General features: G+C 60.2%; 14 protein-coding genes. 6 read left to right on the forward strand and 8 right to left on the reverse strand.

Annotation, left to right across the window (positions count from 1 at the left end; all coding sequences use genetic code 11):
- Positions 1-38: 38 nt before the first annotated feature.
- Both RO009_20360 and RO009_20365 read right to left on the reverse strand, forming a co-directional pair.
- Positions 39-647 (reverse strand): hypothetical protein, encoded by a 609-nt coding sequence (locus RO009_20360; GenBank protein ID MDT3687389.1) that lies wholly within the window; start codon positions 645-647, stop codon positions 39-41.
- A gap of 275 nt (positions 648-922) precedes the next feature.
- Positions 923-1,360 carry a hypothetical protein gene (locus tag RO009_20365; protein ID MDT3687390.1) on the reverse strand — a complete coding sequence of 146 codons (438 nt, stop codon included), beginning with the start codon at positions 1,358-1,360 and terminating at the stop codon, positions 923-925.
- 146 nt (positions 1,361-1,506) lie between these two features.
- Here RO009_20365 and dcm point away from each other — a divergent pair, with 146 nt between their 5' ends.
- Positions 1,507-2,490, forward strand: coding sequence for a DNA (cytosine-5-)-methyltransferase (dcm, locus tag RO009_20370; protein MDT3687391.1), 984 nt, complete (start codon positions 1,507-1,509; stop codon positions 2,488-2,490).
- Positions 2,483-2,953: a very short patch repair endonuclease gene (locus RO009_20375; protein MDT3687392.1), complete on the forward strand. Its 471-nt coding sequence runs from the start codon at positions 2,483-2,485 to the stop codon at positions 2,951-2,953. Before dcm ends, RO009_20375 begins: the two co-directional genes overlap by 8 nt.
- Before the next feature lie 845 nt (positions 2,954-3,798).
- Here RO009_20375 and RO009_20380 read toward each other — a convergent pair.
- Together RO009_20380 and RO009_20385 are read right to left on the reverse strand one after the other, a co-directional pair.
- Positions 3,799-4,931, reverse strand: a protein-coding gene (locus RO009_20380; GenBank protein MDT3687393.1) for an IS3 family transposase whose coding sequence is annotated in 2 segments (ribosomal slippage) — positions 3,799-4,670 and positions 4,670-4,931 — 1,134 coding nt in all. Because the reading frame shifts where the segments join, the coding sequence is not laid out codon by codon here.
- A 911-nt stretch (positions 4,932-5,842) separates the two neighbouring features.
- Positions 5,843-6,271, reverse strand: a complete 429-nt coding sequence (locus RO009_20385; protein ID MDT3687394.1) for a YcgN family cysteine cluster protein — start codon at positions 6,269-6,271, stop codon at positions 5,843-5,845.
- A gap of 467 nt (positions 6,272-6,738) precedes the next feature.
- On the opposite strand from RO009_20385, the gene RO009_20390 reads away from it, so the two are divergent.
- From RO009_20390 to RO009_20400, 3 genes are all read left to right on the forward strand, one after another.
- Positions 6,739-8,958, forward strand: a complete 2,220-nt coding sequence (locus RO009_20390; protein ID MDT3687395.1) for a PBP1A family penicillin-binding protein — start codon at positions 6,739-6,741, stop codon at positions 8,956-8,958.
- 63 nt (positions 8,959-9,021) lie between these two features.
- A complete protein-coding gene (locus RO009_20395; protein MDT3687396.1) occupies positions 9,022-9,600 on the forward strand; it encodes a DUF1214 domain-containing protein in 579 nt (192 codons plus the stop codon).
- Complete coding sequence (locus RO009_20400) at positions 9,597-10,139, forward strand: DUF1254 domain-containing protein (GenBank protein MDT3687397.1); 543 nt, start codon at positions 9,597-9,599, stop codon at positions 10,137-10,139. Before RO009_20395 ends, RO009_20400 begins: the two co-directional genes overlap by 4 nt.
- A 2-nt stretch (positions 10,140-10,141) precedes the next feature.
- Here RO009_20400 and RO009_20405 read toward each other — a convergent pair whose 3' ends face one another.
- On the reverse strand, positions 10,142-10,879 hold the full coding sequence (locus RO009_20405; GenBank protein MDT3687398.1) for a hypothetical protein: 738 nt from the start codon (positions 10,877-10,879) through the stop codon (positions 10,142-10,144).
- 387 nt (positions 10,880-11,266) lie between these two features.
- Here RO009_20405 and RO009_20410 point away from each other — a divergent pair, with 387 nt between their 5' ends.
- Positions 11,267-12,169, forward strand: coding sequence for a hypothetical protein (locus RO009_20410; protein ID MDT3687399.1), 903 nt, complete (start codon positions 11,267-11,269; stop codon positions 12,167-12,169).
- A gap of 4 nt (positions 12,170-12,173) precedes the next feature.
- On the opposite strand, the gene RO009_20415 is transcribed toward RO009_20410, so the two are convergent.
- The 3 genes from RO009_20415 to RO009_20425 form a co-directional block, all read right to left on the reverse strand.
- Positions 12,174-12,521, reverse strand: coding sequence for a DUF1491 family protein (locus RO009_20415; GenBank protein MDT3687400.1), 348 nt, complete (start codon positions 12,519-12,521; stop codon positions 12,174-12,176).
- A gap of 84 nt (positions 12,522-12,605) precedes the next feature.
- Positions 12,606-13,430, reverse strand: a complete 825-nt coding sequence (locus RO009_20420; GenBank protein ID MDT3687401.1) for a peptidoglycan-binding domain-containing protein — start codon at positions 13,428-13,430, stop codon at positions 12,606-12,608.
- Entirely contained in the window at positions 13,423-15,234 is a 1,812-nt protein-coding gene (locus RO009_20425; GenBank protein MDT3687402.1) for a PAS domain-containing sensor histidine kinase, read from the reverse strand. Before RO009_20425 ends, RO009_20420 begins: the two co-directional genes overlap by 8 nt.
- Between the last annotated feature and the right edge of the window lie 370 nt (positions 15,235-15,604).

Consider the following 15,604-nt stretch of genomic DNA (forward strand, 5'->3'; position numbering starts at 1 on the left):
CATTGGCTGCCGTGCTTCGAAGGCCGCGGAGGAGTTGATCATCGGGCCGCGCTCTGCGCGGACCCGTTGGCGGCCGCCTCAGGTGACGGGTCAGAGCCCTCCTCGCCCTCCTGCTCCAGGAGCAGGGCGTTGAGGCGGTGCAGCAGGTCCTCGCGCAGCGCGTCCCAGTTCCTGATGACGTCGTCTGTCATCTTCTTATGCGCCGCAAGGGGATCCTCCGGCGCCGTCTCTTCACCTGTGAGTCTTTGCAGATCGCGCAGGCTCTTCACCGCCATGCCGAGCATGCGCATGTCGCGCTCGCAGTCCGGCCCGGAGCGGCCCGTCTGCGACAATCGCAATTCGATGTCGCGCACCTGCCGCTCGGCGGTGCGGATCAGCCGGTTGCGCAGCGAGTCGGGATCGGTGCGCAGCGCGCGCGTGCGCTTGCCGAGGATGTTGCGCCGGCGCGGGAGCGGCGGAAAGCGCAGGCCGTCCTCCCCGAACGGGATGCCGTCGAGACACTTGTAGAGCGTGCCGAGCGACATCAGGCATTGCGAACAGATGCGCGCGACGGTGAAGCCTTCAACATACATCGCGCGCGCCAGCTCGACGCGTTCGACGGTCAGCGGCGGATTGGGCTCGGGGCGGATGGTGTCGGTGAGTGGCATGGGATGATCCTTTCAGCGAACGTTTTGGCGCGAAGCGCACCGCAAATTGACCTCCCCCTGCAAGGGGGAGGTCGACGCGCGAAGCGCGTCGGGTGGGGGTCAAAATGAAAAAAACGCGCCGCGATCGCGGGCCTGCCGATGATCGGCAATGCCCGCGCTTCCGGCGCATGTCTGGAGAATACCGCCAGCTTAAGCGACGAGGCGCACCCTGTCAAGGATTATTTTCTTATTTATGGAGGTCTGTTTTGTAGTTACTGACCGCGCCGGCCGGCGCATCACGACTGTTGCTGTCGCTTTCTGTGCTTGCCGCGCGCGAAGCCGTTCGAGATCGAAGCCTTCAGGCGCTCCTGCTCTTCTTCAAGAAAACTGTTCGCGATCAGCAGCGACCGGATGGTGGCGCGCAAGTCGCCGCCGCACGCCGCAATGGCTTCGTTCATGGCCGCGTCCGGCTGATCCGGCGCGCCGCTGCGATCCTGCAGGAAGCGCGTCCAGTCCTCCATCACCCGCGCCATGTCGTGCCGGATGGTTGTCTCGACGCGGCGCTTCGCATCCTCCAGTTCCTTGAAGTGCCCAAGGAAGCTGGTGTTGACCATGGCGCCCCAGGCCCCGTGATAGGGCGGAAAATCATAGGGCACGACGGTCCCGCGCAGGGCCGCGCCGATATCCAGTTCCCACGCCTCGCCCCTCTCCCATTTGATCCACCGGCCGCTCATGAATCACCCTGAAAGCCCCTTGCCGTCCTGTGATTTCCGTATAGATCAAAGCAGGAACATCGGAGTCAACATCCTGCTGGTTGAAACCCTGGGACAGAGGCCCATATGCCCCGCTCCCATCATTCCGCTGAATTTGAAGCCGATGCGTGTTCACGTCCGAATGGGACAAGTATTCGCAAAAGACCTACATCGCGAATTTCGGAGCACACGAGATACACGGCGATATCAGACCATTCTCTGCAACGCCTTCCCTGATCCCGCAGCATGATGTGCTCGTCGCAGGCTTCCCCTGCCAGCCGTTCTCGATCGCTGGCGTTTCAAAGAAGAACGCACTCGGACGGCCGCATGGCTTTCTGTGCGACACACAGGGCACGCTTTTTTTTGATCTCGCGAAGATCATTGCCCATCATCGTCCGCCCGCGTTTCTTCTGGAGAACGTCAAGAACCTAGAGCGCCACGATCAGGGCCGCACGTTTGCAACGATCCGGAACGTCCTGCAGAACGAACTGGGCTATCATGTCCAGCACAGGATCGTGAGTTCGGAAGCGTGGGTGCCGCAACGGCGCGAGCGTGTCTTTATCGTCGGCTTCCGAGACGAAACGAGGTTCGACTTCAACAAGCTGGTCATTCCGGAGAACCGCCCGAAACTCGGCTCCATTCTTGAACCGCATGACTCGGTCGATCCGAAATACACATTGACCGCCCATCTCTGGAAATATTTGCGGGATTACAAGAAGAAACACGCTTCGCAGGGCAACGGCTTCGGTTACAGCCTGTTCGGGCCCGACGATGTCGCGCGCACGCTATCGGCTAGGTACTTCAAGGATGGATCGGAAGTCCTGATTGCACAACCCGGCAAGCGACCACGACGCCTGACACCACGCGAGTGCGCCCGCTTGATGGGGTTTGATGCGCCGGGCAAAAGCGAGTTCAATATTCCCGTATCCGATACGCAGGCTTACAAGCAGTTCGGAAATTCGGTGGTTGTCCCGGCGGCGACAGCAGTTGCCAAACTCATGCTGCCGCATATCATTTCCGCGCTGGCGTCAAAGAACGCCGGCCCCAGGAAAAGGCAGTTAAGACTGCCATTGACATCGGAAATCGGCACAAGCGCTTCTGCTCATGGCTGACATTGTTTCTCCGGAAGTCCGCAGTCGCATGATGGCAGGAATCCGGGGGAAGAATACAAAACCTGAATTGTTGCTCCGCCACGGGTTACACGCTCTCGGGTTTCGCTTCCGTTTACACGGCAAAAACCTTCCGGGACGGCCTGACATCGTCTTTCCCAAGCATCGGGCAGTTATTTTTGTTCATGGATGTTTTTGGCACGGGCATGATTGCCCCCTGTATCGCTTGCCGGCAACTAGGACTGAATTCTGGCGCCAAAAAATTACACGCAACAAGAATGTGGATATTCGCGTGGAGCAAGCGATCGAAGCGCTCGGCTGGCGCCAAGGCGTAGTTTGGGAATGCGCTCTAAAGGGACGTCACCGTCGGCCTCTTTCGCAGGTGATCCAAAAATGTGCCGTTTGGCTACTTTCCACCAATAAACGCATGAAAGTGCGGGGCAAGATGAACAAGCCGCGACGCTAGACCCTACTGGTAAAATGTGATCCCCTTAAATATTCAACCGAAAATCAAGATGCAAGGAGCGGAACATCAAATATGGCATTCGAAAGTTTATCGGAGCACGCCGAGTTTTTGATTGAAGACTTTCCGCCGCAGTGGATACCACTCATCCACCTCTACGATCCGGATCTCCCACTCTACCCACTTCTTTATTTCCATGCTTTGGATCCGGATCTGCCACCATCCACGAGGCCTGGAGAACGGGATCGAATCTTTGGTTTCATTCATCACGTAAATCTGGAGGAAACCCATCTCCGTGTGAGAGTTGCTATCAATAAGGATTTGAACAAAGGCGCACACGCACGATATAGGCCCGTCGTTGAACGTCTAATTAGAGAACGTATCGGCTTGGGCAATCCAATAACTCTGGATCAGCTTTCCGGCGCATTTAAAGGCCAGCTGTCAAATTCGGAATCAGTCTTGAAGGAGCTGTGGTACCAAATAGTAGATCGGTCGTTTGGAAAATCACTTCCGTTCGGGAGCATATGGGACCCAATGATGGGTCTTCCGCGATTTATTGCCAGTTGGTTCTCGCAAGGCGGCAGAAAAGGAGAACTAATTCAAACACATTATTTTTGCTCGACCTTTGGCGCGCGGATCGCGACAGGCGGAGACATACACGTTGACTTTTATCTTCTTCCTACGTTCGAGGAGTTTTCAGACTTAAGCAACCCGCTGAGCCTTTTTCCACGGCTTGCCGAGCTCATCAACGCTGCCAAAATCTTTTGCGCCCGCTTCTGCGAAACTATCGACGTGGGCCCATTCAAGTTTAGTGCATTTCGCCTAGTGAGCTGCACCCCGTCTTTGGATCACGCGGCTGGGGAATTTCCAGCCTGTTCGACCAGTGGCGGGCCGTGCGCCGCTGATCGATTCAGCACGTCGATCGGCGGTCGGTTGCCGATCGCGCTGTGTGGTCGCTCCTCGTTGTAGTGTCTACGCCAAGCCTCGCATTTTCGCTGCGCATCGTCGAGGCTCATGAACCAGTGTGCGTTCAGACACTCGCTCCGGAACTTGCCGTTGAACGACTCGATGAATGCGTTGTCGGTGGGCTTGCCTGGCCGGGAGAAGTCGAGCGTGACGTCACGCTGGTAGGCCCAGAGATCGAGATCGCGCGAGACGAACTCGCTGCCCTGGTCGACCCGGATGGCCTTTGGATAGCCAAGCTGGCGGCCGACACGTTCAAGCACCTCGACAACATCGGCACCGCGAAAGTTGAAGCGCACTTCCGTCGCCGGCGAAAACCGGGAGAACGTGTCCACGATGGTGAGCACGCGCAACTTGCGGCCGGTGGCGAGTTGATCGTGCACGAAGTCCATCGCCCAGATCTCGTTCGAGCGGGTCGCTGGCTGACGGTCGTCTCGCAGCCTGGCCTTGACCCGGCGCCTGGGCGTTTTGTTGCGCAATTGCAGGCCCATCTCGCGATACAGCCGATAGACGCGCTTGGCGTTCACCGGCCAGCCCTCACGCCGCAGCAGCACATGAATCCGCCGGTAGCCGTAGCGCACCCGTGTTGCGGCGATCTCCTTCATCCGGTGGCAAAGGGGCGCCTGCCCAGCGCGGCGGCTCTTGTAGTGGTAGGTCGAGGGCTCCGTCACCAGGACTGAACAGGCGCGACGGATCGAGACCTTCCAGGTCGATCGCGCATGATCGACCAACTGCCGACGCCGGGCAGGCTTCATAGTTTGCGGCGAAGAACATCCTGCAGCATGGCGCGATCAAGCGACAGGTCGGCGACCAGCTTCTTGAGCTTGCCGTTCTCATCCTCGAGCTGACGCAGGCGCTTCATCTCCGAGGGCATCAGACCGGCATACTTCTTACGCCAGTTGTAGAACGTGGCTTCGGAGATCCCTGCCTTCCGGCAGACTTCGCCGATCGCGGTGCCGTCCTCCGCCTGCTTCAGCACGAAGGCAATCTGCGCCTCCGAAAACTTCGATCTCTTCATGGTTCGCTCCGTCCTCCGGCCGTTGCCGCAAAACTGGAATTTTCCAGCTTAGCGCAGTCCAGAAAACCGGAGGCAGGTCACTAGGGAAAGTCGGCGGAACATCCAAACTGGATACACCAACTGTTGTAAAAATCTGGGAAGCAGAAACTGGAGCGACACGAGACGCGCTTTTTGAAAACTATAACGCATTTGATCGAGGACCACCTCGATCTGTCATTTCACTAATGATGTTCAATGATCTGCGGTCTGGTTATTGGCATCCAAAAAAATTTACCCCCGATTTGTGCGCACGCATGTACTCGGAACTTGAAAAGAGTTGGCAAACTCCAAAAGTAATCCAATTGTATGCACAGCAATGTTTTGGAATTCATGCCGCGCTCCCCATTGATAACTGGGTGAAAATATTCTTTTCTTGGCCATTTAACTTCAGGCCTTCAACCAAAAAACTATTCTATTCTGAATTGTTCGCATGCAGCGACATCTGGGGCAAAATCGAGCGCCTAATTTGGCTGGCAGCCCAAGCACGAAAAGTTCATTCGTCGGTTGCCGCAGACATCTTGTGGTGTGTGCGATATGGCAGTCGTCGCGAAGGGAAAATGCGAGGCGCGAATCCGCTATCATGCAAAATCTGCGCGTCGCACGTAAGAGATCAGTGCCCCGCGTATGAGGCAATAAAAGATCAGATGGTGGGATTCAATCTGCCTAGCAACAGCAAATCGGTGAGCTTCATAATTCGCACATCAAAGTCAAACAATACAAGTCCAGCACAGACCTTCGTCTCGTGTGAGGGTTCTACTACAAAGGATGAGTACTCAACTCGGGATCGCCCGGACAGGTTTCGTCTCTATCCGGCGTTAGGTCATAAAGGCGAAGCCATTTCAGTTCAGCAATTTTTGAGTGATTACTGAACCTTACCCTCGGGCCTTCCGCGGCACCTTCCCCGGCCAGCTCACGATCCACTTCTCCAGCTCCTCGTCCGGCACCTGGGTCTCGCAGGCGCCGACGCGGCCGCGCACGGAGATGCCGGCGGTATGCACCGTCTCGGGGTCGCCGGAGACGAGGGGGTGCCACCAGTAGAGGTCGAGGCCGCGGGCGAGCCGCACATAGGCGCAGCTCGGCGGCAGCCAGGTGATCTCGCGCAGCGACTGCGGCGTGAGCAGCACGCAGTCTTCCACCAGCGCCGCGCGGTTTGCGTAGTCCTTGCAGCGGCAGCTGTCGTGGTCGAGCAGCTTGCAGGCGACATCGGTGAACAGGGTCTTGTCCGAGCCCTCCTCCATCAGCTTGTTGAGGCAGCAGCGGCCGCAGCCGTCGCACAGGCTCTCCCATTCGGCCGGGGTCATCTCCTCCAGCGTCTTGGTCTTCCAGAACGGCAGGTCCTCCGGCGCGGCCGCGCGCAGCACGGGCGTGTCGGCAGGCGCGCGGGTCTTAGGGCTTGGCAGCTTGCGGGCGGCTTTCGGCATGGGCGTTACTTATAGTGACTCGGGCCGATGCTCCATGCCCGGGCTGAAGCTCGCGCTGCAATCTCTTCTCACCCTCCCCCTTGTGGGGACGGCCGGCGCGCCTTGGCGCGCCGGGGTCGGGGTCCACGCGATGGTCACAAAACCCCCTTCCCCAGTTACCCCCACAAGGGGAAGAGAACGCGCCGCGTTTTCGTCCCCCTCAATTCGCCGCAAATCTCGCGACATTGGAACCTCGTGGCCAGGGACTTGTTATTGGCCGCCCGACGGCGGATCGGATAGAAGCGGGATTCCGGGCGGCGCGCCGCCCGGTCCAGCGCCCCCTGTTGCGTCCTCTGCGAGAGCCCGACGTGCCCAACGACCCGACCAGTGTCAGCGAGCGCCTGAAGCGCTTCTTCCTCGATCTCGATGCGCGCATCGATTCGGGGCTGTTCTTCGCCGGGCGCTGGTTCCGCGAGATCTGGGAGCGCTTCACCACCTTCATGGACCGCTTCCATGTCGCCGGCTGGAAGCGCTGGTGCGTGGTCGAGCCGCTGTCGGAGGGCGCGACCTGGGGCACGGGCGGGCTGATCCTGGCGCTGGCGCTGGCGCTGCCGGCCTTCTACGAGACCTCGGACGAGGACTGGCTGAAGAAGTCGGAGCTCGCGGTGGTGTTCCTCGACCGCTACGGCAACGAGGTCGGCGCGCGCGGCATCAAGCATAATGACTCGATCCCGCTCGAGGATTTTCCAGATCATCTGGTCAAGGCGACGCTCGCGACCGAGGATCGGCGTTTCTACGAGCATTTCGGAATCGATATTCCGGGCACGTTCCGCGCCATGCTCACCAATGCGCGCGCGGGGGGCGTGGTGCAGGGCGGAAGTTCCATTACGCAGCAATTGGCTAAGAACCTTTTCTTGAGTAACGAGCGAACCATCGAGCGCAAGGTGAAGGAGGCGTTCCTCGCCATCTGGCTGGAAACGCGCTTGAAAAAGAACGAGATTCTCAAGCTTTACCTCGACCGCGCCTATCTCGGCGGCGGCGCCTTCGGGGTCGACGCGGCCGCCCAATATTATTTCGCCAAGTCCGCGCGCGACGTGAATCTGGCGGAATCGGCGATGCTCGCGGGCCTTTTCAAGGCGCCGACGCGCTTTGCGCCGCATATCAATCTGCCCGCCGCCCGCGCCCGCGCCAACACCGTGCTCGATAATCTGGTCGAGGCCGGGTTCATGACCGAAGGCCAAGTCTACGGTGCCCGCCGCAATCCTGCGAGCGCCATCGACCGCCGTGACGAGCGCGCGCCGAACTATTATCTCGACGCCGCCTTCGAGGAGATGAAGAAATTCGCCGAAAAACTGCCGAAGAACGTCACCGAACGGGTGTTCGTGGTGCGCACCGGCCTCGACGTCAATCTGCAGCGCCAGGCGGAAGCCGCAGTCGAGGAAATGCTGCGTCAATACGGCCGGCAATACGGCGCCAAACAGGCCGCGACCGTTGTGATGGAAAATGATGGCACTGTACGCGCCATCGTTGGCGGCCGTGATTACGCGTCGAGCCAGTTCAACCGCGCAACCGATGCGCAGCGCCAGCCGGGCTCCTCGTTCAAGCCTTACGTGTATTCCGTTGCCTTCATGAACGGCTTCAAGCCGTCATCGGTCGTGGTCGACGGCCCCTTCTGCATCGGCAACTGGTGCCCGAAGAACTATTCTGGCGGCTATTCAGGCTCTGTCACCCTACAATTGGCGCTGACGAAGTCGATCAACATTATTCCCGTCAAGCTTTCGGTAGCCGTCGGCAACGGCAACGCCAGAGCCGGGCGCGCGAAGATCGTGAATCTGGCAAAGCAGATGGGTATACGTTCGCCGCTGCCGGACACGCCGTCGCTGCCCATCGGCGCAGACGAAGTCACCGTGTTTGATCACACAGCCGCCTACGCCGCCTTCCCCAATGGCGGCAAGGCGGTCACGCCCCACACCATTCTGGAAGTGCGCAACGCCACCGGCGATCTGATCTGGCGTTTCGATCGCGACGGACCAAAGCCGCGACAAGTGATGCCGCCTCAGGTGGCTGCCGACATCAACATGATTCTCAACAAGGCGGTCGAAGAAGGCACCGGCCGCCGCTCCATCATCGACGGCGTAAAATCGGCCGGCAAGACCGGGACCACCAATGCGTACCGCGACGCCTGGTTCGTCGGATATACCGGCAACATGGTCTGCGGCATCTGGTACGGGAACGACGACTACGCGCCGACCAACCGCATGACCGGCGGCTCCTTGCCAGCCATGACCTGGAAGAAAATCATGGGCTACGCGCATCAGGGCGTCGAGTTGAAGACCATGCCCGGCGTGGCACCCTCCCCTGGCCCGGTCGGCCCGCCGCTGCCTGTCGCGGAAACACGTCCGGGCGACGAGATTCCAAAGCCCACTTTGCTGACCAAGCGCGGCACCGACATTCTGATCCGTCTTGAAAAATCGTTTGAAGACGCCACCCGGGCACTGGCCGCCCGCGGGAAAACTGCAGATGGCCGCGACGCCAGCCCTCCCTTGGTCGCCGAGCGCGAACAAACCAACGCGGTGCGCGGAAACTGAAATCGTGTGGTATGCCGGCATGTCGACCGGGTTAGTCTGATCATTCTTTAGCCGGAAACCAACGTGCGATTGCTGCTCGGATTATTGCTGGCTTTTGCCGTCGCCGCGGTGGTCGGACTCGGCACAACCTTGCTCGCGCTGTCGCACGGGATGGCCTTTGGCGCATTCACCATCGGCTCATGGACGGCATGGCCGCGCACTGGCACGGCCGACATTGATCCCTATGCCCGCGCGGTGTTGGCGCGAACCGGCGAATTGCCGATGGGTTCGGGAGACGGAATCGCCTTTCTCGCCAAGACCGATGACAATGGCTGGCCGTTGGACGGACGCTGCGAGGTCATCGTGAGCGGAACGACACCGCAGGCGCGATTCTGGACGATCACGCTTTACGATCCCGAAGGCCGGCTGGTGGGCAATTCGCTGAACCGGCAAGGCTTCACCAGCCAGGAAATCGTCCGCAAGGCGGATGGTTCATTCGAGATTGCAATCGCGCCGCGCGCACGCTCCGGCAATTGGCTGCCGTCAGGTGGCACCGAACGTTACGTGCTAGTGCTCCGGCTTTATGACAGTCCGGTCAGCCTCGCCAGCCGCACCGGCCGCGAAACAATCCTTCCTGTCCTCGAAAGGAAGGCCTGCTCATGATCCGCTGGGTGTTGTGGCTTGTAGGAGGCACGCTGATGGGCGGAATCGTCCATCTCGGCACGGTTCTGTATTTGCCGGCCACCGCGACACAGGATGCCTATGCGCGCATCTCGCCGCTGTCTCCGGTGAATGCCATGGTCGCGCTGCCCGCCCCTTCTTCAGAGAGCAGCATTGTGCCGTTCATGGACCCGGCTTTCACCGCAGCCGTCTGCCGCTATGATCTCGCAAGCGGGCCCATCAAATTGCGTGCGCCTGTGAGTCCCGCCTATACCTCGGTGTCCTTCTATACCAACAAGGGCATTGCCTATTACGCCATCAATGATCGCGCGGCGGGCCGCCGCGTCATTGAGCTGGAATTGATGACCAAGGCGCAGCGCGACGAATTGCCTGAAGATGAGGAAACAGCCGCAGCCGACCGGCTGATCGTCGAGTCGCCGTCCGACAAGGGGCTGATCGTGCTGCGGGCGCTGGCGCCCGAACCCGGCATGATGCCGGCCGCGAAAGCGGCGCTGTCGTCGGCGCGTTGTGAAACGCACTGACTTTATTTGGTGACGAGACTGCCGAGCCTCGGTCCAGGCGCGACGCGCGTACTCGCGATGCGCATCTGCATCAGCTTCAACTGGCGTTCCGCTTCCGCGGCCTGACGCGACGGCGCCGAAATCACCAGCCGCTCAAGCGCCAGCCGGTAGGAAATCGCGCGTTCATTCAGCGATTGATGAACCCAACGGACAATCAGCGCATTCTCGTTCATCCGCGCGACAGCATTTGCATGCTCGGGCGGCGTCAGCAGGGTCACATGATCGAGGCTGATCTTGCGCTTGCTGTCCATATCTCGGACGCGGTTGACGACTTCCAGAAAAGGACCGATGCGGACAACATCGTTGCTGATATCGTCGATCAGCCGGCCGTACAGTGCGTCAGTTGTGCGCGTCACGGAGCCGAGAAGTTTTCGGGTATAGGCCATTTCGTCGTAGACCCACCAGCCCGGCTGGAAAATGGTAGTCAGCCCATACTCATTCAGGACCGCATACCATCGCTGCCGTTTGTAAGGCGGCTCGATCAGCGGATAGGCAAGATCGCGCAGCAGGCGTTCGTCTTCGGTCAGGCGATAGACCGATGCGGGTTCTTCAAGGCGACTGGCCGCAGCCGGCCCCATCCAGGCATGGATGTCGTCCGTGACGAGCGACTGCCGGACCCGCCCAAAATCCGTGTTGAGGCAACCGATCAGGGGCACGCAAAACAGCATGCGGCTGAACCGGATCGGTCGTCGTGCTGTCACACTTTGCTCCGATGATGGCCACCCTTGCGGCCATGACAAATCTCAGGAACGCGATATGCGGCGACGGCGTTTGCGTCCCGGCGTGCGGTGGGTGCCGTCGAGCGCGTCGGTGGGTTGCCCGCCTATCGTCCGTTCAACTCGGATCACCGGCAGGATCACGACTTGCCCCGCCTCACGCAGTTCCGCGGATTCCATACGTGCTGACTGACGCTGAGTGGCCGGGAAACTGATAACCATTCCCATATGATTCCCCCCGCCGGATGCACCGACATCATGATCCGGCATACGGATCGTCCTGAATCGAATTTAGAAAGGCGCAAGGTTAACGCTCTGCTAACGGACGGCTGAATATTGTCCGACTGTCTTTGTTGCGTCAGGGTGGAATGCGTGTCGCGTCATCCATTTTCCGACTATCGAGGCCTATCCAGCGGCTCCGATCTCCGGCCGGCGCTGCTGCGCGAGCTGACCAACCTCTATGTCCAGAAGCCTGCGCATACCCCCGAGGAAGTGCGGCTTTTCACGGAACTGGCACTGCGTTTGATCGAGCACGTCGATGCCGCCGAACGCGCCTGGGTCGGCGCGCGGCTCGCCACCTATCCCGGCGCGCCCCTGGTAGTGATCCAGCGGCTGGCGGAACCGGATGCGGTTCCCTCTTCCCCACAATCGGAATGGTCGAGGGGCACTCTGGCGCAAAATCTACCACGTATCGAAGATGCGCCCCCTCAGGAAACACTGAGCGAGACATTCTTTAATGCATCGGCGTCGGAACGCCGGCTCATTCTTCGCCATCTCGACTATGCCCCGGTTTCTCCTGCGCTCATGGACATGCAGGGTGGGATCATTACGCAGGTCGAACAGGCCGCGATCGGACGTCGGCCAGACGAACTTGCCCAGGTATTTGCGCAAGCACTCTCAATTTCCTTCACCTGCGCAAATCGCATTGCAGGCGACACCACCGGTGAAGCGGTGATTGCCGCGTTGAAGGCTTTGGCCGTGCCTTCACCCGCGTTGCAGCGCATTTTGCTCTTCCTTGATCCGGCCGTCGGCCAGTCACCCGACACTTATTTTGCGCTGGTACAGCTTTATGACGACACCGGCATGGATACTGCGCGGCGTCTCGTTGCAATCTGGCGCCGCGACCATCCTGCATCCCGCAAGGGTGAACACCGCCCTGAATTCATCGAGGACCGACCCGCTCGCGCGCGCGACTTCGCGCGTCATGATCCTCGGCCTGTCGGTGGCAATCCGTCCTCGGAAGAGCTGCGCCGCAAGGGGCAAACCGAAAGCTGAGCAATCAGCGCTCGATCCGATCGAGAAAATTGCGGCCCTGGCGATCCTCGACTTCCACAATCCAAATATCCGGATCAAAACGCAACTGACTGGCCAGGTAGTTTTCTATCGCCGCGTTATCGGCAGGAAGCGTCTTCAAACAGGCTGCAAAAATACGCTCCGATGGCTGCGCCTCGTCGAATACGGCTTGTGGCGCCGGACCGAACAGATCGGCGGTGCCGTCCAGGCGATCAATCTTCACGAAGACAGCCCCTGCCTCGTCCGCTCCGCGGCGGCGCACAACTGCATAAGCACCTTCAATGGCGCAGCGGCGAATATAGGCCTGGACCCAGATTCCGGATTTGAGGCGCATGATCCGCCCCTCTCTCACACAAAAGCGCCGCTCGGCAAAGTGGGGATACCGGCCTTTCGTGCGACAAAATACAAAGCGCGCAAGCTATTCCAGCGGCCGCCCGGTTGTGGCTGACAATTCCCGCAAAAGCCGCGGCGAAATCTGGCCGGTGACCGGCATTTTCTTGGAATGCTCGAACTGCTTGATCGCCTCCTGCGTCGGCGCATCCAGCGTGCCCGTGGGCTTGATCTGGCCATAGCCGAAATCGGACAAGGCACGCTGCACCGACAGAATGCGCTTCGAAGGCGACGGGGCAATCAATTCTGCGATCGGATCGTGTCGCGGCGTCGACGCAATCGTCGCCGGCTTCGACTTGGCGTTTGATTGCATGATCGCGCGCAGCAAGTGTTCGCTCGGCTCGCCATGCCTCAGCCCGGCGCTCTGTTCGAAGTCGCGAATCGCCGCGTCCGTCTTCGGACCATGAACACCGTCGGCGGCGCCATCATAGAATCCGCGCTTGGCCAGTTCCTTTTGGATATCCGCAATCAGTTCAAGGCGCGAGCGTGCCGGTGCGGCGTCCGTTTTTGCTGCGGTTTCGGTTTTCGCAAGCTCCGGTTCTTGCGGACGCGCACGCGGCAAGGCCGTCGCGCCCGTCAGCTCGGCGCCGACGGTCCGGACCGGTTTCGCAGAGGTTCCTGCAGACGCTTGCGGCGGCTGGGTGGCGACCGGCTTGGCGCTGAAGATCGGTGCTGGGTGCGGCCCCTTCTGCAGAAATAGCGCATTCACCAGGATGCCGCAGATCGCGGCACCGGCCAGCGCAAGCGCAATGATGTCTTTCCGGCGGCCGCCCGCTGGTTCCTCGTCTGCGTCATAATGGTCGTCGTAATCGTCGACGACTATTGCGCCTGATCTGCGGCTCGCCTTAAGCACTTTTCCTCACAAATGTTTCGCTCTGTTGAAATGGTCGGACAACCGGAGCAGGAAATTCGGATACAGGCTGTATCCTGCGGGCCGATTCGCAATTGACCGGCATCGTGATCACGATACGCGTGCCCTTGCCGAGCGCGCTATTGATCTCGACGTCGCCGCCGTGCAGCGCGACCAGCCCCTTGACGATCGACAACCCCAGTCCGGTCCCGTCATGACGCCGGTCATAAGCGGAGCGCGCCTGAAAGAACGGGTTGCCAAGCTGCGGCAGGTCGCTGTCGCTGATGCCAATGCCGTTATCCTCCACCGCGATCACCATGCGGTTCATCTCTGCGTGAGCGCTGACTGTGACTTGTCCGCCCCGATCCGTGAACTTGACGGCGTTCGACAACAGGTTGAGCAGGACCTGCTTCAGCGCGCGCTTGTCGGCGGTTACATCTGGCAGATCGTCGGGCACGCGCAGCACCAGATCGAGGCCGGCCTCGCGCGCCTTCAGCGCCAGAAGATCGCAGCAATTGCGGATCACCTCAGCCGGCGCAAACGGCTCCGGCGTGATCTCGAAATCCCCCGTTTCCATTTTTGACATGTCGAGGATGTCGTTAACTACCGCCAGCAGATGATGACCGGAATCGTTGATCAGCTTGGCATAGTCGCGCCGCCGCTGCGCATCAAGGCGCATCTGCTCGTCCTTGGTCAGCATTTCTGAGAAGCCGATAATGGCATTCAACGGCGTGCGCAATTCATGACTCATGGTGGCGAGGAAGCGCGATTTCGCCGCATTGGCGCGATCAGATTCCGTACGCGCAATCTCGATGGCCTCCTCCTGTATCTTGCGCGCCGTGATGTCGCGCATCACCGAGACGACTTCTCCGGCATGTGCCACGGACTCCTGGTCCAGCGGGCGACACCGCATCTCGACCCAGACAAAGTCGGAACCGCCAGATGCGTTGGACGCCGTGCGGCGCATGCGGAATTCAACAGATTTGGTATCTCCGTTCGCGGATGCGTCGGCGAGCGCCGTAAGATAGGCGGGGCGGTCGGCCACATGCACCCGATCGAACAGGCCATGGCCGAGCAACTGATCGGCGCGAATTCCGAGCAGGGATTCGGCGGCGGGAGAAATGAAGCGGATCGCGCCATGCGGACCGTGGCGGGCGATCACGTCGGTCATGTTGCGCGCCAGCAGGCGGTAACGGTCTTCTTCGGCACCGAGCAGCCTGAAGCTGACACGCGCCAGCGATTCTGCGCCGAGCGCCAGACAGATAGCGTAAAGCGACGCCAGAAGGACACCAAGCGCTGCGAGCGCGGCCTGATCCTGGGCACTGATCGCGGAATCCAGCAAAAGACCGGCGAAATTCGCAGTCACCAGTAGTGCGGCGGCCGATAGTGCAAAACTCGCCGCCAGTGCCACCACGCGACGCGAAGCCGACAATGCGGCCTCGAGCGGCACCACAACCAGCCAGATCGCGGCGAAAGACGCGATTCCGCCAGTGTTCCACGCCACTGCGGCGATGAGAATCGTCAGCGCCAGAGACGAAATGACGTGCGCATCCTCATAGCGTCCGGTACGCGACAGGAAATAGGCGGCGAAAATCGGAACGATCAGCCAGGCGAAAACCGCAACCTCGAATAGGGTCGGCACGCCGCGCATAACGATGAAGGCCGGAAACGCCGCCAGTGCGATCAGCGAACCGAGAAGCCGTGGCGCGATGAAAGCACGATGGCGCGCCGCCGCAAGCGGCTCCTGCTGCACCGACGGGTGCACAAGGCTGTCAATATACTCGCGAACAGGCTTGGCTACGCTCAACTGACCCGTTGCGCGCGGCAACGAGCCGCGGCACTCCCCATTTACGCGCGGGATCGTGTCAGAGGCCACTTAAGCGAACGCTAAGGGAGCGGGCCGCGGCGCCTGCAAAACCCGGCTTTGCCCCGCTCAGACCAGCGCCGCCTTCACAATCGTCGGGTCATGGTGAACACACGGTTTCCAGGGCCGGGCGGCGGCAATGTGGCGCGGCTTGCCTCGCGCCGGCTCAGGCCTGGAAGCAGCCGGATCGGCCGTTTCCGAAACAGGTCGGCATTCATTCAAATTGTCAGAAAACTGGGCTCAACTTTTCTGAAAATACCCTGCGAATTCTCTTCGAATAAGCCCAAAAACGCGAACGGGCTTTTCAGCCGGG

It is taken from the genome of Pseudorhodoplanes sp. (assembly GCA_032027085.1).
Lineage (GTDB): Bacteria > Pseudomonadota > Alphaproteobacteria > Rhizobiales > Xanthobacteraceae > Pseudorhodoplanes.